Origin of the sequence: Paenibacillus sp. FSL R7-0312, assembly GCF_038004445.1 — a bacterium.
In the GTDB taxonomy this organism is placed as follows: Bacteria; Bacillota; Bacilli; order Paenibacillales; family Paenibacillaceae; genus Paenibacillus_AQ.
In genome coordinates this window covers 7,000,270-7,022,225 of record NZ_JBBORE010000001.1, presented here as the reverse complement: position 1 = coordinate 7,022,225, position 21,956 = coordinate 7,000,270, and the positions used below count along the sequence as shown (strand labels likewise).

The following is a 21,956-nucleotide window of genomic DNA, read 5'->3' as shown; positions in this document are numbered from 1 at the left end:
ATATGTTGCATTCCGCCGCTTCTTTCCATCCGGGAAGGAGCGGTTTCTTTATGCTTGTACATCGGTTTGCGACCCCGTATAATAATTTTGTTAGCTAAAAGTTATGATTTCCGAAAAAGTTAGCAACACTGAATAAAGACTCGTTATGTTAAACCGTGAATAGTATCTGGAGGTCTTATATATGGCTAAGAAAGTCACTATGCAAAAAATCGCCGACCATCTCGGCGTTTCCAAGTTTGTCGTGTCCAAATCCCTGTCCGGCAAAGGCGGTGTCAACGAAACTACCCGGGAGAGGGTCATTCAGGCGGCTTCGCAATTAGGTTACTTCACTCAAAAGAATGCCTATGTTCAAAGTATCAAACGCCCTCCGCAGCCTGTGGACAGTGACCGGAACAAACAGTCAGTCCTGGTGCTTATGCCTAATATCCGTTCGCAAACCCAGGATTCCCTATACTGGGGGAAGATTGTTGACGGCATTGCACTTGCGCTGGACCAGGAAGGTCTGGGCATGGTCATAGTCTCTGAGCACCGGACGGATAACTTCGTCAATATTCTCAACCCTAGCGGACTGCTCGGGCTGATTGGCGTGGGCCAGATCTCGACCTCACTGCTGCTGGAGGTGCACCGTATCGGCCTGCCGATGGTGCTGATTGACCATGAAGATCCGCTTATTCCAAGTGATACGGTATTCGCCAATAATACGGATTGCATGACCCGGCTCAGCAATCATCTGATGGGCACGGGACACACGGAGCTGCATTTTATCGGAAATATCCGCTATTCCCGCAGCTTCCGAGACCGCTGGATCGGCTTCCGCAGCGCCCTGGAAGAGAATGGAATGAGGACGCCTGCCGGTGATGATGAAATGCTGCAGCTGGAGGGAATGGATGATGGCACTTTTGATGAGAGCTTTAAGCAATGGATGCACATACGCAAGAAAACCAAAAGTCTGCCAACCGCGCTAGTCTGTGCCAATGATTTCATTGCGCTCACCATTAGTGATCTGCTCAAAGCAGAAGGTTTTGCGATCCCGGGTGATGTTTCGGTAACCGGCTTTGACAATATTGAGGACGCCACACGGGGGGTTCCCCCGCTCACTACTGTACATGTTCCAAAAGAGGCAATGGGCCGGGCGGCTGTAGAGAAGCTGCTGAACCGTATCCATAATCCTGCCGCACCGCTGGAGAAGATCCTGATTGCTGCCGACATTGTCCACCGGGATTCGGTGGCTGGACCAAGAGCATAGTTGGAATTATCAGTGCGTCTGAGCCGCTGTCCGCTATCCGCGCGTTAACTGCTGCTCTGAACACGCCGTTTCCTTTACACTCGATTCGCTACCCGTAGAATGGAGACGCATAAGTAAGCAGCGAAGGTATAATTGTTGTACTAAAATAGGAAATGTCCCGGTTATAGTTTCTCTTTTTGGTCTGAGCACACGCCTATATAATTTGGACATCAGTTAAGAGAAGGGTGTGACGTTACACATGGCCGCGATTCCGCAGAACGAGCAGGCTCTGCACCGGTTCATTTCAATAATCTGTTCACCGCTGTCCATCGTTCAATATGTTCTTACGAAACGTGATGCTCTAACCTACAAGCCCCCTGGAGAAATGATTCCTGTGCGGGATGTCTGCCTTCATGCCCAAGTTATAGGGAAGGGAGACCACACCGTAATTCTGGAAGCGGGTATGGGGGGATCATCCCTGGACTGGTCCATGGTGCAGCCGGAGCTGTCGCAGTATGCCAAGGTAGTCTCATATGACCGGGCAGGCCTGGGGTGGAGCGGGAGCGGCAGCCAGCCGGAAAGTGCAACCTGCAGGAAATACGTCCGCGAGCTCAGGGAACTGCTGAAGGCAATGGACTGCAAGCCTCCCTATATTTTGGTGGGCCACTCCTATGGAGGTATGATTGTGAGATGTTTTGCGGGGGAATATCCGGATGAAGTGGAAGGGCTCCTGCTGGTTGATGCTGTACATGAGAGCCGTTATCTTACGGATGAAATGAGCAACCGCCGGAAACAGCAGCGGGAGGCGAACAGACGGCAATATAAGCTGGGTTATCTGCTCGCGCCTGCGGGGATTCCCCGTTTGCTAAGAAGGCCTGTAGGAGGGCGGAGACTCCCGGCAGCTATCCAAAAAAACGCCTCAAGTCTGGGATACCGTAAGAGTGCTTACCGGGCCGCATATGCGGAACTGCTCTGCGCGGAAGAGAGTGCCCTGCAGCTGAAGGCGGCAGAGCCGCTAAGCAGCAAGCTGCCCATTACAGTGCTTAGCGCGGGCAGTCCGGATGAAGAATGGATGCTAGGCCAGCAGCGCTTAGCCAGGTTGACCCCAAATGTACAGCATATTACCGAAGAAGATCCCCGGCATTCCATCCCCATACACAGACCGGAGACTGTCGTTAAATACGTCACCGAATTATTGAATACCTTATAGCCAGCGGATCAAACGAATAAAAGGCAGTACCGGCAGATCATTCTGCAGGTACTGCCTTTTTACTGGTAGAGACGCTTCATGAGCTCTTCCTTCAGACGGAATTACAGCTGTAATTATAGCTGCAATTACAGCTGGAGATTCCGGTCAATCAGGGCAATGCGCTGCTGAACACAGGCATAAGTGCGGAGTGGATCTTCAGGAGTATTCAGCACATAATCAAGCATTTGCTCTACTGAAGTGGTAGCTACATGAATCCGGGTGTCGGAGGAAGCGTAGTAGATGTAGATGTCTCCGTTGTCCCGGGCGATTACGCCGTTGCAGAATACAACGTTGGATACATCGCCGATGCGTTCTTCACCGTCCGGAGCGATAAAATGTCCGCCGGGAGCATGGGTAACCTTGTTCGGCTCATTTAGATCGGACAGGAATGCGTACAGTACATAACGCAGTCCGGCAGCAGTGTTGCGGACACCATGGGCGATGTGCAGCCAGCCTTGAGGGGTTTTGACCGGTGCCGGGCCCTGGCCGTTTTTCACTTCCTTGATCGTATGATAATAACGCTGATCCATAATGGATTCGCTGGTAATTACAGCATTCTCAATAGTATCGGACAATCCCCAGCCGATGCCGCCGCCGGAGCCTGCATCAATGAACCCGTCCTGCGGGCGGGTGTAGAAAGCATATTTGCCGTCTACGAATTCAGGATGCAGCACTACATTACGCTGCTGGGCAGAGCCGGTCTTGAGGTCAGCCAGACGTTCCCAGGTCTTCAGGTCCTTAGTGCGGGTGATCCCGCACTGGGCGACTGCGCTGGACAGATCACCGTGCGGGGCAGCGGGATCTTTACGCTCAGTGCAGAACAGGCCGTAGATCCAGCCGTCGGCATGTTTCACCAGACGAATATCGTAGACGTTGATATCCGGATCTTCAGTTTCCGGCAGGACAACCGGATGATCCCAGAAGCGGAAGCCGTCTACACCGCTGTCGCTCTCGGCCACAGCGAAGAAGGATTTGCGGTCATTCCCCTCGACACGGGCCACAATGTAGAACTTGCCGTCCAGCTCAATAGCCCCCGGATTAAAGATGCCGTTCACGCCGATCCGTTCAGCGAAATAAGGATTGGTTGCCGGGTTAAAGTCATAACGCCAGATCAGCGGCGCATGCTCTGCAGTGAGCAGCGGGTACCGATAACGGTCATAGGTACCGTTGCCAAAGGGAACCTTCTCATTTTTGCGGGCAATCAGTGATTCATACCGTTCTGTTAACTGCGCCTTGCGTTCTCTGAATAATGTGCTCATTATTTAGTCTCCTTTGAGGTTGTTGTCAATCTTCCGATCATTTCAAAGCAGGCTCTGCTGTTATGATAAGGGCATTTCCAGGCACTGACCTTGGCTGCATGCTCCAGCGGCTGCAGGGATTCATCAACGGCCCAGAACCACTCGCCTAATGTATGATCGACCATGTAGCTGTTAGTGAACGTCCAAGCTGCCTCGGCAGCCTCGCGGAAGCGTGGATCTCCGGATAGCTGGTAGGCATTATAGAAGCCCACGATTGCTTCCGCCTGCGGCCACCAGTCTTTATTCTTATCCAGCAGCCCATTATGATCGGCTTCATTCCAGATTCCGCCGTCAGTGTCAATGCCTTCAGCCAATGTAGCTTCGGCCATGGACAATGCAACTGCCAGCACCCGGTGCAGCAGCTCTTCATCCCCAAGCACTTCAGCCGCTTCAACCAGCAGCCAGCTGCCTTCGATATCGTGGCCGTAGGAGATATGGTCGGACTTGATATTCCACTCTTCATCCAGGAACAGATGGAAATGCTTGCCTTCAGCATCAATGATGTGGAGGAGCATAACCTCAATCAGCTCAGCCAGCCGGACCCGCAGCTCCTCGGATTTCCACACGCGGTACAGGCCGGTGTAGCCTTCAAGCACATGCAGATGGGTGTTCATCGACTTCTTCTCATTCATGTCCTTGCTGCTGAGGCTTAAATTCTCAGTCATCTGCCACTGCTCAGAAAGGGCTTCGATATAACCTTTATTAAGCGGATCATATCCGTGTTGCTCGACTAGACGGAACAGTGCCACAGCCTGATCAAGCGCATCCTGGCGTCCGGTGGCATGATGGAACTCGGCCAGGGCATAGATGGCGAAAGCCTGGCCGTAGATCTGTTTTTTGCGTTCGGAAGGGGCTCTCAGCGCATCAACCATCCAGTAATAGCCGCCGTACTCGGTGTCAGTGAAATATTGAAGCAAATAGGCGTAGGCCCGTTCAGTCATAGTCAGATATTCAGCGTCACCATACATGCGGTAAGCGCTCGCAAACGTCCACAGAATCCGTGCGTTCAGCACCAGGCTTTTTCCGGCCTCCGGATTGGTATTCATCTGGTTGTCAATTTCACCTACAAATCCGCCATGCTGTTCATCCAGGGTATGCTTCATCCAGAAGCTGAGGATATTGTCTTTCAGCTCTGCTTCCATTTCATTCCGCCAAATCAGGGGCGATTTCGTCATGTGGTTGTTCACTCCTAAACAGTAATGGTAGATATTGAAATCCGGCTACAGGGTAGACAAGGATTTCGTCTTGGAACCGTAATACGCTTCGATAATGCCGGCCGCCGGTTTGCCGTACATGCAGTAATCATCGTTGCCCGCAGCTTCGTCCAGCGGATAGAGCTGTGCCGGCCAATCCCACAGGATGAAGCCCCGTACCCAGTCCCGCTTCCCGCAGGCGCCGAACATGGCAAGGTAGAACCGGCTTTGCTCTTCAAGATCCGGGCCGCCCTCGAGATTCCAGTCATTCGGGATGGCGGCACTGCCGGTCCGGCTGGACCAGCTCACAGCCGATACAGAACATCTAGAAGCCGCTCTCTTCGGCAAGCACAGCATAATGAAGGATAAAGGCTGTATAGGAACGGAACCACTCTGACCATTTCGGCTCACAGGGAACATCCTTGTCGAAGAAGTTGATATGAGCCCGCCATGTGCCGTCGGCACAATTCACAATGGGCTTCAGGCAAACCTTCAGTTCAAGTGATTTTGCCTGGCGGATGGCCCAGCGTACCTCTTCATCACTGACCGTAGGTTCCGACCAATAAGGGATTTCTGTAGATTGCGGGGTAGCTTGAAGTGCGCTGAATGCGATGGCGGTCCAATTCGCACCGGTAAACCTCTTCATCAGCTCCATGGAAGACTCCGCTGCATCATTGGCCCAGGAAAAATAATAATTTATTTGTATTTTGTTATTATGTTATTGTTATTTAATGATAACAATAATACAATTAAGTTATAACGCTTTTTATGAATGTTTTCAAGAGGGAATTGCGTGGGAAGCCTGAGACGAGCCGTCGAGAGTCAAATACCGCTCCAAGAACTTCGTACTTACGCCGGAAGAATGGTATGAGGAGAGCGGTTTCGTGAACAATGTGCTCTTCCCGTGCGCGACCTTGAATGATGCCGAAACGGGCCGCATTGCAATCTACTACTGGGCGGCTGACACTTATGTAGGTGTTGCATATACGACAGTGCAGGAAATCATCAACTACATGATCGACACCCATGAAGAGGTTGGCAATGATGCGGATTTGGGTAAAATCTAGATCGAATCTAGGCCGAATAAGGCAGCATTCATCTCATACAACAAAATCACAGCGATAAAGGATCTGATGGTATATTATTAATACTGGCCTTGTGCGGAAATCATTCCCTACAAGAATACAGCAGATCCGGCGGTGATTTTTTGAGCAAGTCAACAGTTCGCGGTAAAAGTATTCTAACTCGGCTGCATCCCTCCAAGTCGCTGGGGGTGCGGCTCTTTCTCGTGTTTTTCGTTGCGACGATGGGAATTGTTCTGTCTTTGGGCTATACATCCTACTCTGTTGCCAAACAAACTATCGAGAACAATGCACTGTCCGCGAATCAGCAGACAGTCGAGCAAACGGCAGAGAAGCTTGATGTGACTCTGCTGCGTTTTGAAGATAATCTGGGACAGCTGTTCTACAACAAGGATATTCAGCAGGCAGTCTCAGAAGAAAGTACTGCTGCCGCAGGCGGGGGTATGGAACATGCCGCTGTGATCAGTGGCGAGTTGAACCATTGGCTCACTGCAGTTACTAATGTGCAAGCGGTTTATTTGATTCCTCTAAATGAAGCTCTGCCTGCCGCGTCAGCGGGGGCTGTGGACAATGAATTCCTGGCGGGTGTCCGCAAAGCTTCGTGGTACAAGCAGCTGCAGGATAAGCCGCAGGGCTTGTGGATTACCGAGGCACTGAAGCAAGGGGAAGCAGAAGGCGTGGTCCATTTCGCCAAATCCGTAGCGGGGGAAGCCGGAAGCTCAGGATACATAGCTGTCTGTGACATCAAGACTACGGAGTTGGCCAGCCAGCTCAGCAAAGTCGATCTGGGGATGGACTCTTATATCCAGCTGCTGACTACCAAAGATGAGATGATTGCCTCTTCCCAGCATGAGGAGACAGACACGTATCTTCGCTTGGGCGGCACCCTGTTCAAGGGACTCAGCGAGAGCACAGGGTCCCTGCCGACCAAAGATGAGAAGGGCAAATCCATTCTTGCCGTGTATGGTACGCTGCAGAGCTCGGGCTGGAGACTGCTGGGCGTTGTCCCTTCCGAGAATCTGATTAAGGATGCGGGACGTATACTTAACACCACCTACATAGCAGTGGCTGCCGCTGCACTCATCGCCATTCTCATTGGCTTCTGGATGGTACGGATGGTCTCGCGGCCGCTGTCGCACCTGCGGGACCTGATGTTCCAAGGGGCAGAAGGTGACCTGCGTGTGCGTACAAAGGTAGTCTCGAATGATGAAATCGGCCAGCTGTCAGGCTCCTTCAACATGATGATGGAACGGATCACAGAGCTGGTCGTGCACACCAATGAAACTGCACGTGAAGTGCTGGAGACAGCAGATGCCCTGGGCAATGCATCCCGCGAGACCGCTGTAGCCGCACAGGATATTGCCGCAGCAACTGAACAGATTGCCGGCGGTGCAGGGAATCTGGCGCTGGAAGCAGACCGCGGAAATGAGATGACCGCCCAGATCTCCGAGCGGATGGATGCGGTGATTGCTGCGGCCCAGGAGATTGGCGGGACCGCACATAGCGTGGAGGCGTCCAGCAGAGAGGGTGTCGTCAAACTGCAGGAGCTGTTGGGCAGAACGCAAGAGACCGGCGATAGGACAGGGAAGCTCGTGATTAAGGTCAATGAACTCAAGGATACCACCTCGTCAGTCATCCGGGTGCTTGAGGTCATGCAGAACATTACCCAGCAGACCAATATTTTATCCCTTAATGCTACTATTGAAGCAGCCCGGGCAGGCGAAGCGGGCAAAGGCTTCACCGTGGTCGCTGATGAAATCCGTCAGCTGGCTGAACAGTCCAAGCGTTCCATTGCAGTAGTGGCTGAGATCACCGACAGAATTATGAATGACATGCATGAGACTGTAGCCGCATTATCCGAGGTGGCACCTTTGTTTGGAGAACAGATGACCTATGTACAGAACACCAGCGAGATCTTCATCAGCGTGCAGGGTCAAATGAATCATCTGATCACCCGGCTGGATTCCGTGTCATCGTCGATAGACGGGTTGAACCACTCGCAGAGAGTGCTGTCCGAGACGATTGGCAATGTCAGCTCGTTTGCGGAAGAATCCTCTGCCACCTCCGAGGAGGTGGCATCCCTCACCGGCGAGCAGGAGAGCGTAAGCGAATATTTGGTCAATCTCTCCGCCAAACTGGAGAATGCCTCATCCAAGCTTAAAGAACGATTGTCTAAATTTAGCGTGTAAGCTGTGAGTGTTAACCGCTTTTCCTTCTGGGGAAGCGGTTTTTTTGCGGGTTGGGGTGGGCATAATAGAACCCATAGTTCAGCAGCCCACTTGATGGAGGAATAACACTTGCAGAAGCTGGTTCACAAACGTATATTTTGGAGTCTGCTGATTCTGTCTGTGCTCGTTGCAGGCTTGATCATCAGACTGGCCTGGGTCCAGCTGCTGATGAAGAATCAGCAGGTAAGCAGCAGCGGGTACACGATGGCACAGATGGCTGAAATTCAGAGCGAGCGGGAGACAGTACTGGACAGTGGGCGGGGCCGGCTCTATGACAGGAACGGAGAACCGCTGGCCGGAGAGACTGTATGGACAGCGGCACTGTTTCCGCAGGAAGAATCACTTCCGCTGCATACGGTTACCGGGGAGCCTGCCGGGGATAACCAATTGCACCGCCTGGCAGAAATTCTTGGGGTCAGCTACAGCCAGCTGCAATCTACACGCACAGGGCTTAAGGAGCCGCTGCTCTGGCCCTCCGGCAAGGGGGGCACTCCGCTGGCATTGTCGTTGTCAGAGGCCCGGGAAGTGGAAGAGCTGGGAATTGAGGGGGTTAAGGCGCTACCCTTTGCCCGCAGATATGATGGAGCCGCTTCAGGACGGCAATGGCTTGGTTATTTGTCTGAAGCTTCGGGTGAAGCGCTACGGCAATCACCGACTGGTCTGCGGATTCCGCGTACAGGTACGGACGGGCTGGAGAAAACACTGGAGCCGCTGCTGCAGGGAGTGGGGCATACGGAGGCGGTTGCCCAGGTGGATGCCCGGGGAAACCGTGTTCCAGGCAGTCCGATTATAGTCAAAGCACCGGGGAATCCTTATTACCCGCTGTCTTTATATACCACGATTGATAAGAAACTACAGGAGAGTATTGAGCAGCTGGCCGCAGAAGCGGACGTAAAGGAGGGGGCAGTTGTAGTCCTGGATAGCCAGAACGGCGATATTGCCGCGATGGTATCCTTGCCGTTCTACAACCCGGAGCAGATCTCACCGCAAGGAGGGGAGTGGAACAACCGGGCGCTGCAGGCAGCGGTACCCGGGTCCATCTTCAAGATAGTCACTGCCGCTGCTGCCCTGGAGGCCGGATTAACTTCACCGGAGGAACCGTTCTATTGTAAAGGGGAATACGGTAAATACGGATTAACCTGCCTGAACGGCAAAGGACACGGCGCCCTTACGATGGCGCAAGGGTTCGCCGTGTCCTGTAATACCGTGTTCGCCACGCTTGCCGAGCGGCTTAGTGGAGCACAACTTAATGCTGCTGCTCTGGGACTTGGCCTTGGCCGGGACATCGGCTGGCAGGCGGAGAATACGCTGGGCCTTCCACTGCTCCGGCCGCTCTCCGGGGAGCAGACGGGGACGATCTTCACCACGCTGCTGCCGGATGACGGCGGGGCCAGGGTGCAGACCGCGATCGGCCAGCGCGATGTGCGGATTACGCCTCTGCAGGCGGCGAACCTCGTAGTCACGCTGCTGCATGGCGGGGAGGTTAGAGCGCCGCGTATTCTGCAGCGGGTGGCTTTTGCCAACGGCCAGACGCTGAAGGAGCTTCCGGGACATCTGGCCCCTGCCCCGCAGGGCAGAATATCGGGGGCAACCGCCCGCGTGCTGCTGTCCATGATGCGTAAAGTGGTGACAGAAGGAACAGGCAAGACGCTGCAGGGCCTTGAATGGCCGGTCGCCGGCAAATCAGGCACAGCGCAGACTCTGGTCAAAGGCGTGGCCCGCAATAATCAATGGTTCATCGGCTATGGCCCGGTAGACCATCCGAGATATGCTGTATCCGTTGCTGTCGAGAACGTGGCTCCAAGCAGTCCGCAGGCAGCTGCCAAATTATTCGGTCAAGTATTTGAGCTGCTGTCCGGGTCAACGGGGGCCTGAGTATCGTCGGTGCCTGCTGTACCTGCCGAAGCTGTACCTGCCGTATTACCCGATACGGGGCCGCCTGCTGTGGAGGGTTCAGAAGCGGCGAACGGAGACACGATGAATTCCTCCTGCGGCAGATAGATCCAGCGCTGCAGATACCCCTGCTGAATCAGCTCCTTGAGCAGGATCAGCAGGATCGGCGACAGAATAAGGCCAGCGATACCAAATACAGAGGAAGACAGAATGACGAAGGATAGCATCAGGAACGCCGAGGAGACGCCAATCGAATTTCCGGTGATTTTGGGCTCCAGCAGCTGTCTGATCACCATCACCACTGCCAGCAGAATGATCAGACCAATGGCCAGTGAGGTATTGCCGACAATGAATAAATAAATGATCCAGGGGATCAGAATCGCCGGTACTCCAAGTAGTGGCAGCAGGTCGAACAAGGCGCAGATCAGAGCTAGAGTAAGAACATTTCCAGTCTGCAGGATCAGCAGTCCGGCGAGAACGATCACGAAGGTAATGCTGATCAGAATCAGCTGGGCTTTTAGATAAGAACCGATAGCCTTGAACACATTCCCCTGCAGGAAAGCGTAAGCCGTCTTAAAGGTCTTGGGCAGCTTGTCATGGGCAATCCGGCGCCAGTCCTTAATCTCCATACTGAGAAAAAAGGCCAGAATAATCGCAATGCCGAAATTAGCCATAAAGGAAGAGAAGGAGCCAAGCACACCGATCATATATTTAAAGAAGGTGACCATCCACGTCGAGAGGACATTGGTAGCATCGGTGAAATAACCGTTCAGCTTATCTGTGAGATCGGGCGGGAGCGCATCGATTTTTTGCTGGAGATAGGTGGTAGCCTCAGTAAAATGCTGCTGGACTATGTATGTATATCTGGGCAGATTATCCTGGAATTGAATGACCTGGGTCGTAATTAACAGTCCGGCAGCAAATAAGGCGCCAAGCAGGATCACTAGGAAGAGGACCACGGAGATAGCGGAGGCAAAAGGCTTAGCCATTCCCTTGCGGTTCAGGAACCGGGCCAGCGGCTCAATCAGCAGGAAGACAAAAAAGGACAGGAACACAGGAGCGGCCAGCTGATACAGCTTACTGAATCCCAGCATCACGAGATACAGCGTCAGGATAACCAATCCGATGTCGAAAAAAGTGCGCCAATATTTTTTGTACAGCGGCAGCATAGAGATAAACGACTCCTTTTCTAGATAAATTTACAATAATCACTTCAATTCATTGTACACGATTTTATTAAAAAAGCGTCTATTTCTTTGGCAGCTGTGTTAAAATAGGGGGTAATGTTTTTTGAATGCACTACTTGTCGCCACAACGGTATTGTCCTCTTGCAGGACAGCAGACGCTTCTACTTACTCTACTTGGCCGTATCACACGTAAGACGAGCCAAAGTCAACTCTGGAAAAGCGGGGAATTTACATGCAGACTTTGCTGCTCTGGCTATTTTATATCTCTACCTTTTATGCTTTCATTCCTGGAATGATCAGCCGGATATTTGGTTATCGTGTCTTTCGAAAGGGAATCGGGCGCACGGATTACGGCCTGACCTTTGATGATGGACCTGACCCGCACTATACACCATTATTGCTGGATTTGCTTAAGCGTTATGGGGCTAAGGCGACTTTCTTCGTGGTCGGTGCACATGCTGAAGCACATCCGGAGATTATTAAGCGTATGCATGATGAAGGGCATCTTATCGGGATTCACAATTATGTGCACAAGACGAACTGGCTGATGCGTCCGGCAACGGTGAGGAAGCAAATTCAGCGGACCGATGATATTATCTTCAAAATAACCGGCGAGCGCAGCACGTATTACCGTCCGCCGTGGGGGATTGTGAACCTGTTTGACTTCTCGAAGCGGCGGCAGGTGCAGATTGTACTCTGGTCGGCCATGTTCGGCGACTGGAAGGAGAAGCTGGGGGCGGAACGGCTGACCGACAAGCTGATCTCTAAGCTGGGTCCCGGTGAGGTCCTGCTGCTTCATGACTGTGGTACTACGCTCGGTGCCGATCCGCATGCACCAGAGCATATGCTTATTGCTCTGGAGCGGATGCTTCAAGAAGCGGATCGACGGGGGCTGCGAAGTATCCGGATTGACGAGATGATCAAGGCGGTACAGGACTCCCCTATTACAAGGCTGTCTTTCGGCAAACGGCTGGTTGTCGGCTTATGGCTGGCCTGGGAACAGGTATTCCAGCTATTGTTCCAGATCAAGACGATCTCTCCGGCAGATCCGTTCCTGCATTACCGGCTGCGTAAGTATCAGGGGAATCCCGTGCACATGGATAACGGCGAGACCTTAAGCAAAGGTGATAAGGTGATAGAGCTGCATATCGACAACAGGCAGCTGTTCGAGCTGGGCGTTCATTCGCGTTCCTCGGCACAGCTGGCCATCCGCATGATCCGCCGCATGGAGAAGGATCTCCCAGTGCTTGCGGAGCGGATTGCCGGTGATGTGGAACTGGCGGAAGCCAAGGCGCTCTACGGTGTGAGCTTGCTGAACCGCGGGCCGGAGAAATTCGGATTCATGGTTCTGGATCTGCCAAACGGCCTGTTCGCAAGCTCCACCAAATTCTATCTCAGTATTCTGCTCAGCGTCATTCATCCGTCAGGCGGAGCGAGACTTAAAGTCCGCAGTGAGCTGCTGGTACCCAAAATGATGCTGATGCCCGTGTCGCAGCTGTCTGGCCAGATGAACCAGCAGCGGCCGCAGAAGCCGGTGAAGCAGCGGGAACGGGTGCGGGAAGAGGAGCACTCCCTTGAAGCTGAGCTTGAACTGCCCGGAGCAACGGTGGTTCATTGAAGCGCATAAGGAATTAAATGAAATAGCCATAATAATAATTATAATACTAATTATAATACTAATTATAAGATAAGCTTCCATAACCTGCGGGTTTTGAAGGCTTTTTTTTTGATGAAAATTAGGCTATGGGGGTCCGAGCAAAGTACCTGAGTAATCATAGATGCTAAGCCCCACTTTGTGGGGTTATTTTGCGTTGCGGCAGAAATAGGAAATACTTCTGGTATCCATGCACTGGAGAATGATCTGAATTCTCACGATATAATCGCAATTTTATGGGATATTTCTTTCTGCGGGGCCGGGCTATGATTAATTCATACAGTGGGCGGCATCAACAGTTGAACTGAAGGGAGATGAGGATGATGACAGAGCGGTTGCTGCTCCGCCGGGTAAGGCGGATGAACGGTGAAGAAGTGGATTTGGTGGTGGAGAATGGAAGGATCGCAGAGATTGTACCCGCAGGTACCGCAGATGCGGCCGGCGGCCGGGTATGGGAGACGGCGGGAGCCTATGTCTCCAGCGGCTGGATTGATATGCATGTTCATGCTTTTCCCGCTTTTGACCCGTACGGGGACGAGATAGATGAGATAGGCGTGAAGCAAGGCGTGACCACTATTGTGGATGCCGGAAGCTGCGGGGCTGACCGGATCGCTGAGCTTGCAGAAGCGGGGCGGAGAGCGGCTACCAGGCTGCTGGCTTTCCTCAACATATCACATATCGGGCTGCAGCGGATTGATGAGCTGGCCGATATGGAATGGATTAACCGGGCAAGGCTACTGCTGGCTGTCTCGAAGCACCCGGGATTTATCGTAGGACTGAAGGCGAGGATCAGCCGGAGTGTGGTGAAGGAGAACGGACTTGAGCCGCTGCATGCGGCGGTTCAGCTCTCGGAAGAGACGGGCCTGCCGCTGATGGTACATATCGGCTCGGGTCCTCCGGATATCCGTGAGGTGATTCCGCTTTTGCGCAGGCGGGATATCATCACCCATTATTTGAACGGCAAAAGCAATAATCTGTTTGACGGTGCGGGCCAGCCGCTTGAAGTCTTGAAGGAAGCGGTCTTACGCGGAGTCCATTTGGATGTCGGACACGGAACAGCCAGCTTTTCCTTTGATGTGGCGGAAGCCGCGAGGCGCAGCGGTGTCCATCCGGATACGATCAGCAGCGACATCTACCGGGGCAACCGGATGCACGGCCCGGTCTTCAGTCTGGCCCATGTGCTGACTAAATTTCTTGCACTCGGCTATTCTCTTGAGGAAACAGTGGAACGGGTGACAACACAGGTTGCAGACTGGCTTGGCAGACCTGAGCTGGGTGAAATCCGCACCGGAGGCGAGGCTAATCTGACGTTATTCCGAGTGAAGGACCAGCTGGTCGAGTTGGTGGATTCAGAAGGCACGCGGCGGGTAGGCCGGCAAATTATTGAAGCGATGGGAGTGTTCGTTGATGGCAGATTCATTGAATGCGAAATACGGCCTGAAGCGGGTGATTAATGCCAGCGGCCGCATGAGTATCCTGGGGGTATCAGCCCCTACGGATACGGTGATGGATGCGATGAAGCAGGGAGGACAGCGGTATGTGGAGATTGCCGAGCTGGTAGATAAGGCTGGAGACTATGCAGCACGGCATATCGGTTCGGAGGCTGCGGTGATTGTCAATTCGGCTTCCAGCGGAATTGCACTTGCGGTAGCAGCGGTGGTAACACGCGGCGAACCGCGTGCAAGCCTTCGCCTGCATCAGGATAAGCTGTACCGGAATGAGATTATTATGCTGAAGGGGCATAACGTGCAATATGGTGCGCCTGTTGAAACTATGATCTACCTCGGCGGCGGGGCAGTCCTGGAAGCCGGTTATGCCAATGAAGGCCGGGCAGAGCATCTCAGGGACGCTGTGTCGGAGCGGACGGCTGCCATTTTGTATGTGAAATCCCATCATGCGGTGCAGAAGAATATGATTTCTGTCGAAGAGGCCTGGGAGGTCGCCCAGGCGGCAGGCCTTCCGTTGATTGTGGATGCCGCAGCAGAAGAGGATCTGCAGAAATATGTGCAGGTGTCCGATCTGGTTATTTATAGCGGTTCTAAAGCTATTGAAGGACCGACCTCCGGCATTGTCGCGGGCAAGCGGACCTATATCGAATGGCTGAAGGTACAGCTCCACGGCATCGGACGGAGTATGAAGGTCGGCAAAGAAACGACGTTCGGGCTGCTGCAGGCGCTGGATGAGTATGCGGTTAAACAGGATAACAGCAGGCAGGAAAAAGCAGCCTTGCAGACGTTGCTGACCCTGAATGGGCTTCCCGGCATACAGGTGTCTGTTGTCCAGGATGAAGCTGGACGGGCGATCTTCCGGGGGAGAGTCCAGGTGGACCGGGCTTTGGCCGGAATTTCCGCACAGGAGCTGTCCGAAGGGCTGCAGCAGGGGGATATCGCCATTTATACCCGGGACTACGGCGTCCGGCAGGGTTATTTCGATATTGATCCGCGTCCGCTCACGGGCGATGACATTCACATCATTGCGGCGAGAATTCGCCAATTGACTGGAGGAGAAGCAGATGTCTAAGATTGCAGAACGGTTCTACAAGGGACGGGTCGCCTTGAATGTGCTGGCCCGGGATATCGGGAACGCCAAAGAGGTGTTCGAGGCGTCCGAGGGGCATGTACTGGTTGGCGTACTCTCGAAGGATTATGCCACTGTCCAGGAAGCGGTAACAGCAATGGAAGCCTATGACCGGGAAATTGACGGTGCAGTATCCATCGGACTGGGAGCCGGGGATAACCGTCAAGCTGCAGTGGTGGCGGAAATCGCCAGGTACTATGGCGGAAGCCACATCAATCAGGTATTTCCTGCCGTAGGCATCACCCGTGCAAGTCTGGGCGGGAAGAACAGCTGGATCAACAGTCTGGTCTCTCCGGCAGGGCAGCCCGGCTATGTTAATATCTCCACTGGACCGGTTAGCGCCGCTCAGACGGAGCAGGCGGTTATTCCTGTGAAGGCAGCAATCGCCCTAGTACGGGATATGGGCGGCAATGCACTGAAATATTTCCCCATGCAGGGTCTGAGCAGGGAAGCAGAGCTGCGTGCGGTGGCTGAAGCCTGTGCCGAGGAGAGCTTTGCGCTGGAGCCGACAGGCGGCATTGACCTATCCAACTTTGAGGCTATATTGTCTATTGCGCTTAGTGCTGGCGTCCCGCAGGTCATTCCCCATGTCTATACCTCCATTATTGACCAGGGTACCGGGCTTACGCGGCCTGCCGATGTGCAGAAGCTATACCGGATGATGACCAGGCTGGCGGACAGCTATGTCTAAACAGATCGCCGCTTTCGGCGAAGTGATGATGCGGTTGCAGGTACCCGGATATGAGCTGCTGTCACAAGCCAGCAATCTGAACTATTCATTCTCTGGGAGTGGTGTGAATGTGTTATCCGCTCTGACCCGGTACGGGCATCAGGGCAGTCTGGTTACCAGGCTGCCCGAGGGGCCGCTGGGCGATGCCGCAATCGCCAGCCTGCGCAAGCTGGGCATTCATTCCGGCTATATTGAGCGCGGCGGGCAGTATATCGGAATGTATTTCCTGGAGAACGGGTTCGGGGCCCGGCCCGGCAGAGTGACCTACACGGACCGGGCCGGGAGCAGCTTCAATACAGCTCCGCAGAATACGTATTCCTTTGCCGGGCTTGCTGGCAAAGCGGATGCTGTCCATTTCTGCGGCATTACGCTGGCGATGAATGACGGTGTCAGAACGGCGATGAAAAGCTACGCCGAAGCGGTCAAGCTCAAGGGAGGCCTCGTGGTTTTTGACTGCAATTACCGCCCGTCCCTCTGGAGGGAAGGCGGCTATGAGCTGGCGAAGCCGCACTATGAAGAGATGCTTCATCTGGCTGACATTGTGCTCATGAACGAGCAGGATGCCATGTTCATCCTGGGCATGGATGCGGTAAAAGGCGAACGGGAGGCACAGCTGCGGGAGCTGATTCCTGAAGTGGCTGCCCGTTACAGTCTCTGTACAGTTGCCGGAACGCAGCGGACCATTCATGAGGACAACCGTCACTCCCTGCGCGGGTATATCTTCAAGGCAGGCTGCTTCTCGTTCTCAGATAATCTGACATTTACAGTCCTGGACAGGGTCGGAGCGGGAGATGCTTATGCCAGCGGTATTATTCACGGTGAGCTGGAGGGCTTTGATCCGCAGCATACCGTTTCATTCGCTGCCGCTGCCGGAGTGCTGGCGCATACTGTAGCGGGAGACTCGCCGATGTCCTCCGAGCAGGATGTCTTCCGGATGCTGATGAATCCGGGCGGCGATGTTCAGCGCTGAGTCTTCTCCCTTAACCGGGCATATTAGCGCTATTATTCGGATGATTTCTATACTGCGCGGGATATTTTGACGCCCGGGGGCGGGCTATAATGGGGATAATTCAATTCAAGTACAGGTTAACCCTGAGGAGGCAGAGCAATGAAAATCAACAGACATCCGGAGAATCCAATCGTGGTTCCGGGCAAATATGACTGGCGGCTGGCGACGGTATTTAATCCGGCAGTGATCAAGGATAACGGGAAATTCTATATGATTGAACGGACCGCAGGCTCCCTGACGCCGTGCAAAAATGTTCTGGGTCTGCTGGAAAGCGAGGATGGTGTCCATTTCACTCATGTGAAGGACGAGCCGGTGGTTACACCCGATATGCTCGGCTTTCCGTACGGCAGTGTACAGGACCCGAGAATAGTGAAAATTGGGGATCTGTTCTACATGAGCTTTGCGCTCCGCCCCTGTGCAATGAATTATTATCCGACCGGAACCGGCATTCCAGAGCGCTCCATACCTGAATATCCCGATGGCTGGGGAGAAGAGGAAGGACACTGGCTGACGCGCTCCATTCTGATGTCCTCCCGCAATCTGACGGACTGGGAGTATGTAAGTACTACAACCCCGCTTGAGATTAACGACCGCAACAACATGCTGTTCCCGGAGAAAATAGGCGGCAAATACGCGCTGCTGCGCAGACCGGAGGAGTACATCGGTGAAACTTACGGAACAGAGCAGGCAGCAATCTGGATCTCTTACTCGGAGGATCTGAAAAACTGGGAAGCCCCGAAGCTGCTGGCCAAAGCGGAAAACAGCTGGGAGAACAAAAAGATCGGTGCCTCCACTCCGCCCATTCGTACGGAGCATGGTTGGCTGCTGCTGTACCACGGTGTAGATGACGATACAGTGTACCGCCTGGGCGCGATGCTGCTCGATCTGGAAGATCCGTCCAAGGTGATCGCCAGAACGAAAGAATTCATCATGGAGCCCGAGACGTATTATGAGAAATTCGGCTATCAGATTCCCAATGTTATTTTTCCGACCGGCTGTGTACTCGATGACGGAATTCTGCATATCTACTACGGCGTAACCGATACAGCCATCGCACTGGCAACTGTTCCGCTCTCCGATATGCTGGAGCATCTGCTGGGGCAGACGGTATTGTAGAAGGATGTTCGCTAACCGCTTGGATATTTTCAGGCGGTTCCTATCCTGTTAATATTGGAAGCGTTTACCCGCAAGTCCCCCGGAAAAAGAGGTATTTATATAACGTCTTATGTAATATAATATGACTTTATTTCATGGTTTTTAGTGTTTTTTTCATATTTATTGCAAATCCGCTGTAGAATATCGGATATAATCTAACATTTGTGGGATATAGACCGCAGCTAATAGCTTTTATAATTAACGTAACAGCTCAGGTAGTCCCTGCAAGAGGGAATCTGAGGTGCGGGAATAGCAGATACTAATAATAGTAGAAAGAGGGTTGATTAGGGTGACAATGAAACAGACCAAAAAAGTAGCTTTGCTTGGGATGGCGGGCGCGCTGGCTTTGTTCACAGCAGCATGCGGCAACAGCAACAACGCGGGTAATGCAAGCGGGAGCGGGAATAGCGAAGAGACCATCACCCTGAATATGATGCATCCCTGGACCTCGCCCAATGTGGACAATGAGGTATACAAGGCGCGGATCGCCAAATTTGAGGCGGAGCATCCGAATATTGTGATCAAGCAGGACGGAGTGCCTTCTGCACAATATAAAACTAAGCTGCGGACGCTTGCAGCCGCCAACAATCTGGCGGACATCAATGTCGTATGGCCTGGAGCCGATCTCGAGCCGCTGGTGGAAGGCAGCCTGGTGGAGCCGATTGATGGTCTGATGGATAACTGGAAGTCAATTCTGCCGGAGAGCGCCCTGGCCGGGTTCAATATAGGCGGTCAGCAGTATGCCGTTCCGACCAAACAAACCTTCGTAGACATCATTTATTACAACAAAGAGATGTTCGCCCAAGTAGGCTACACAGAGTTTCCTGATACGTACGATAAGTTCATCGACGCAGTCACCAAGCTGAAAGCGGCGGGGATTACGCCAATCTCGCTGGGCAACAAGGAGCAATGGCCGCTACAGTCCTCCTATCTGTCCATTCTCGGAGACCGTTTTACCGGCAGTGACTTCCTTACAAAGGTGGTAAATAAGGAAGCGAAATTCACTGACCCCGAGTTCGTCAAAGCGATTGCGGTCATTGATGAGCTGACCAAGCTGAAGGCCTTCAATACCGATGCCAACAACATGGATTCCGTACAAGGCCAGGATTATTTCATCCAGGGCAAAGCAGCTATGCATATCTCTTCCTCAACGGTAGATGCGAGAATCCGGATCAATAATGACGAAGGCGACAAGTTCGGCATTGCCCTGTTCCCGAGTGTGGAAGGCGGCAAAGGTGATCCGGTGAAGAGTGCGGGTGTGGTGCAGTACGGCATCGCCATTAAGAGCGGACTGAATGAGAAAACCAAAGCGGCGGCTGAGGAATTCATGAAGTATTTTGTCAGTGAGGACCTGTACAAGGAGTTGATCCGCAACGGGGTTGTAGTTCCGGCCACCGTAGAAATTCCTGAGGATGCCAGCCCTTATCTGAAAGAAATGCTTGAGCTGACCAGCAAAGGCACGGCTCCTGTATTCGACAGCATCATTCCGACACAAGTGGTTGACGTTGTGCAGAACGGCATACAGGCGCTCACTATAGGCCGCGGCACACCGGAAGAGGTCGCCAAGGATGCACAGGCAGCTTTTGACCAAATGAACTAGGACTAACAGGGAGAAACGGAAACCGCCGTTTGCATCATCAGGCGAAGCCGTTTCTCCATTTCATAAGCAGAAGAGGATTCAACTGGAAGGGGGATGCCCTGTGCATACGCTTAAGCAAAATAAACTGGCGATCTTTATCGGATTATTCCCGGCGCTGGTCATCTATCTTGGAATTGCGATCATACCGATCGGCATTTCGCTCTACTACTCGGTGATGGACTGGAACGGGATCGGCAAGATGACGTTTGTCGGCTTGGACAACTACTCCCGTATTCTTACTGATGATACGTTCTGGCTGTCTGTACAGAATAACATTGTCATTATGCTGACGGGGCTGGTCGGTCAAATTCCGCTGGGGCTGATCATGGCGATGCTGCTGAACAAGGGACTTAAGGGCTCTGGCTTCTTCCGTACCGTAGGGTTCATGCCTGTTGTCATCTCGTCCGTCATGGTTTCCTTAATCTGGGGCATGATTTATAACACGGAATACGGGATGCTGAACAGCATGCTGGCCTTCTTCGGACTGGAGAGCTGGCAGCAGAACTGGCTGGGGGACATGAAGTGGTCTATGTTGTCCATCAGTGTGGCCTACATTTGGCAGAACTGCGGGCTGTACATGGTTATTTTCCTTGCTGCTCTGCAGAATATCCCGGATGAAGTTAATGAAGCTGCCGAGCTGGATGGTGCCACAGGATTCCGCCGGACACTGCATATCACGATTCCGATGCTCCGCAGCACAATTATGGTAGCGGTCGTATACAGCATCAGTAACTCTTTCCGCGTATTTGATTTGATTCAGGTACTGACCGGCGGCGGGCCGGCACATCAGACAGAAGTCATGACGCTCTATATGTACAACAGCGCATTTATGAATTTGCGTTACGGCTATGGCAGCGCAGTATCGATTCTGATTCTGCTGTTCAGTCTTGTTGTGATTTCTATCGTTAACCGGATTGGCCGGGAGAAGGACGCCTGATGAAGATCTACAGAAAGGAGGAGAGAAGTTATGGATAAAAAAACACCGTTATTCAAAGTCATGGCCTACACATTTTTGAGTCTGTTCGCTATTATGAATATAATTCCGATTTTCTGGATGATCGTTAATTCGTTTAAGGAAGAGCAGGAATATGCGGCGAACCCGTTCTCCTTCCCGACCACACTGCATTTCTCCAACTACACTAAGGCTTGGGAAATTGCGAATATGAACATTTACTTCTTGAACAGTCTGCTGATTACGTTCGTATCGCTGATTGTGACCGTGCTGCTGGGTTCGCTTGCCGCCTATTTCCTTGCCCGGTTCACCTTCAAGCTCAGGGGCTTCACGTATGCGTTGTTCCTGTTGGGGATGCTGGTGCCGATTCACGCCACATTGATCCCGATCTTCCTGATTATGCAGAAACTGAGCCTGATAGATACGTATTTCTCGCTAATTTTGCCGTATACGGCGTTTCACCTGTCACTTACGGTGTTCATTCTGGAGGGCTTTATGCGGGGCTTTCCCAAGGATCTGGAAGAGTCGGGGATTATGGACGGAGCGGGTGTATTCCGCATTTTCTGGTCTATTATTCTGCCAATCACCCGCCCGGCTATGGCTACCGTCGTGATTCTCAACTTTATTTACAACTGGAATGAATACTTATTCGCGCTTGTACTGATCACTTCCAATTCGCTTAAGACGCTTCCGCTGGGGCTGGCGAACTTCGTCGGTGTGGAGACGGCGAGCTATACGCTGCAGATGTCGGCGCTGACGATTGCACTCGTCCCAATATTGATCTTCTATCTGCTGCTGCAGAAGCAGCTGGTTACCGGGATGACCGCTGGAGCTGTCAAAGGCTAAATCCGGGTCCGCAGTGATGGGTGCAGCAGGTCCTGGAAG

The 21,956-nt window shown here is 52.8% G+C and carries 16 protein-coding genes and 2 pseudogenes; 14 read left to right on the top strand and 4 right to left on the bottom strand.

All coding sequences use genetic code 11. The annotated features are described in order from the left end of the window. Nucleotides 1-181 precede the first annotated feature (181 nt). Nucleotides 182-1,246, top strand: a complete 1,065-nt coding sequence (locus MKX70_RS30420) for a LacI family DNA-binding transcriptional regulator (protein ID WP_340789202.1) — start codon at nt 182-184, stop codon at nt 1,244-1,246. Between the two features lie 226 nt (nt 1,247-1,472). Next, a complete protein-coding gene (locus MKX70_RS30415) occupies nt 1,473-2,435 on the top strand; it encodes an alpha/beta fold hydrolase (protein WP_340841457.1) in 963 nt (320 codons plus the stop codon). 125 nt (nt 2,436-2,560) lie between these two features. On the opposite strand, the gene MKX70_RS30410 is transcribed toward MKX70_RS30415, so the two are convergent. The 3 genes and pseudogenes from MKX70_RS30410 to MKX70_RS30400 form a co-directional block, all read right to left on the bottom strand. Next, nucleotides 2,561-3,733 (bottom strand): glycoside hydrolase family 130 protein, encoded by a 1,173-nt coding sequence (locus MKX70_RS30410; RefSeq protein WP_340789199.1) that lies wholly within the window; start codon nt 3,731-3,733, stop codon nt 2,561-2,563. Continuing rightward, nucleotides 3,733-4,947: an AGE family epimerase/isomerase gene (locus tag MKX70_RS30405; RefSeq protein WP_340841456.1), complete on the bottom strand. Its 1,215-nt coding sequence runs from the start codon at nt 4,945-4,947 to the stop codon at nt 3,733-3,735. The genes MKX70_RS30410 and MKX70_RS30405 overlap by 1 nt, the downstream gene beginning before the upstream one ends. A gap of 45 nt (nt 4,948-4,992) precedes the next feature. Next, a pseudogene (locus MKX70_RS30400) lies at nt 4,993-5,671 on the bottom strand (glycoside hydrolase family 113). 100 nt (nt 5,672-5,771) lie between these two features. Between MKX70_RS30400 and MKX70_RS30395 the strand changes: the two are divergent. The 3 genes and pseudogenes from MKX70_RS30395 to MKX70_RS30385 form a co-directional block, all read left to right on the top strand. Next, nucleotides 5,772-6,032 (top strand): annotated as a pseudogene (locus tag MKX70_RS30395) (glycoside hydrolase family 130 protein); the annotation flags it as partial. Between the two features lie 140 nt (nt 6,033-6,172). Next, the gene (locus MKX70_RS30390; protein ID WP_156123030.1) at nt 6,173-8,236 is read left to right on the top strand and encodes a methyl-accepting chemotaxis protein; all 2,064 of its coding nucleotides are present in this window, start codon (nt 6,173-6,175) and stop codon (nt 8,234-8,236) included. Nucleotides 8,237-8,344: 108 nt separating this feature from the next. Further along, nucleotides 8,345-10,150 carry a peptidoglycan D,D-transpeptidase FtsI family protein gene (locus MKX70_RS30385; RefSeq protein WP_042234032.1) on the top strand — a complete coding sequence of 602 codons (1,806 nt, stop codon included), beginning with the start codon at nt 8,345-8,347 and terminating at the stop codon, nt 10,148-10,150. On the opposite strand, the gene MKX70_RS30380 is transcribed toward MKX70_RS30385, so the two are convergent. Next, entirely contained in the window at nt 10,111-11,337 is a 1,227-nt protein-coding gene (locus MKX70_RS30380; protein WP_042234034.1) for an AI-2E family transporter, read from the bottom strand. The two genes, MKX70_RS30385 and MKX70_RS30380, sit on opposite strands and share 40 nt — an antisense overlap. A gap of 250 nt (nt 11,338-11,587) precedes the next feature. On the opposite strand from MKX70_RS30380, the gene MKX70_RS30375 reads away from it, so the two are divergent. From MKX70_RS30375 to MKX70_RS30335, 9 genes are all read left to right on the top strand, one after another. Then, a complete protein-coding gene (locus MKX70_RS30375; RefSeq protein WP_042234036.1) occupies nt 11,588-12,973 on the top strand; it encodes a polysaccharide deacetylase family protein in 1,386 nt (461 codons plus the stop codon). A gap of 359 nt (nt 12,974-13,332) precedes the next feature. Further along, nucleotides 13,333-14,463, top strand: coding sequence for an amidohydrolase/deacetylase family metallohydrolase (locus tag MKX70_RS30370; protein WP_042234038.1), 1,131 nt, complete (start codon nt 13,333-13,335; stop codon nt 14,461-14,463). Beyond that, nucleotides 14,417-15,529 (top strand): DgaE family pyridoxal phosphate-dependent ammonia lyase, encoded by a 1,113-nt coding sequence (locus MKX70_RS30365; protein ID WP_042234040.1) that lies wholly within the window; start codon nt 14,417-14,419, stop codon nt 15,527-15,529. The genes MKX70_RS30370 and MKX70_RS30365 overlap by 47 nt, the downstream gene beginning before the upstream one ends. After that, nucleotides 15,522-16,277, top strand: coding sequence for a 2-dehydro-3-deoxy-phosphogluconate aldolase (gene dagF, locus MKX70_RS30360; RefSeq protein ID WP_042234044.1), 756 nt, complete (start codon nt 15,522-15,524; stop codon nt 16,275-16,277). Before MKX70_RS30365 ends, dagF begins: the two co-directional genes overlap by 8 nt. Next, entirely contained in the window at nt 16,270-17,286 is a 1,017-nt protein-coding gene (locus MKX70_RS30355; RefSeq protein WP_340789185.1) for a sugar kinase, read from the top strand. Before dagF ends, MKX70_RS30355 begins: the two co-directional genes overlap by 8 nt. Before the next feature lie 138 nt (nt 17,287-17,424). Beyond that, on the top strand, nt 17,425-18,441 hold the full coding sequence (locus MKX70_RS30350; RefSeq protein WP_042234048.1) for a glycoside hydrolase family 130 protein: 1,017 nt from the start codon (nt 17,425-17,427) through the stop codon (nt 18,439-18,441). 334 nt (nt 18,442-18,775) lie between these two features. Beyond that, nucleotides 18,776-20,080: an extracellular solute-binding protein gene (locus tag MKX70_RS30345; protein WP_042241936.1), complete on the top strand. Its 1,305-nt coding sequence runs from the start codon at nt 18,776-18,778 to the stop codon at nt 20,078-20,080. Between the two features lie 100 nt (nt 20,081-20,180). Beyond that, on the top strand, nt 20,181-21,056 hold the full coding sequence (locus MKX70_RS30340) for a carbohydrate ABC transporter permease (RefSeq protein ID WP_340789181.1): 876 nt from the start codon (nt 20,181-20,183) through the stop codon (nt 21,054-21,056). Nucleotides 21,057-21,086: 30 nt separating this feature from the next. Next, nucleotides 21,087-21,917, top strand: a complete 831-nt coding sequence (locus MKX70_RS30335; protein ID WP_042234052.1) for a carbohydrate ABC transporter permease — start codon at nt 21,087-21,089, stop codon at nt 21,915-21,917. Nucleotides 21,918-21,956: the final 39 nt, after the last annotated feature.

Excerpts from the sequence above, each read along its gene's own strand:
- MKX70_RS30350 (WP_042234048.1), top strand. The coding sequence starts at position 17,425 with ATGAAAATCAACAGACATCCGGAGAATCCAATCGTGGTTCCGGGCAAA.
- MKX70_RS30345 (WP_042241936.1), top strand. The coding sequence starts at position 18,776 with ATGAAACAGACCAAAAAAGTAGCTTTGCTTGGGATGGCGGGCGCGCTG.
- MKX70_RS30370 (WP_042234038.1), top strand. The coding sequence starts at position 13,333 with ATGACAGAGCGGTTGCTGCTCCGCCGGGTAAGGCGGATGAACGGTGAA.
- MKX70_RS30335 (WP_042234052.1), top strand. The coding sequence starts at position 21,087 with ATGGATAAAAAAACACCGTTATTCAAAGTCATGGCCTACACATTTTTG.
- MKX70_RS30375 (WP_042234036.1), top strand. The coding sequence starts at position 11,588 with ATGCAGACTTTGCTGCTCTGGCTATTTTATATCTCTACCTTTTATGCT.
- MKX70_RS30380 (WP_042234034.1), bottom strand. The coding sequence starts at position 11,337 with ATGCTGCCGCTGTACAAAAAATATTGGCGCACTTTTTTCGACATCGGA.
- MKX70_RS30420 (WP_340789202.1), top strand. The coding sequence starts at position 182 with ATGGCTAAGAAAGTCACTATGCAAAAAATCGCCGACCATCTCGGCGTT.
- MKX70_RS30410 (WP_340789199.1), bottom strand. The coding sequence starts at position 3,733 with ATGAGCACATTATTCAGAGAACGCAAGGCGCAGTTAACAGAACGGTAT.
- MKX70_RS30405 (WP_340841456.1), bottom strand. The coding sequence starts at position 4,947 with ATGACGAAATCGCCCCTGATTTGGCGGAATGAAATGGAAGCAGAGCTG.
- MKX70_RS30365 (WP_042234040.1), top strand. The coding sequence starts at position 14,417 with ATGGCAGATTCATTGAATGCGAAATACGGCCTGAAGCGGGTGATTAAT.
- MKX70_RS30355 (WP_340789185.1), top strand. The coding sequence starts at position 16,270 with ATGTCTAAACAGATCGCCGCTTTCGGCGAAGTGATGATGCGGTTGCAG.
- dagF (WP_042234044.1), top strand. The coding sequence starts at position 15,522 with ATGTCTAAGATTGCAGAACGGTTCTACAAGGGACGGGTCGCCTTGAAT.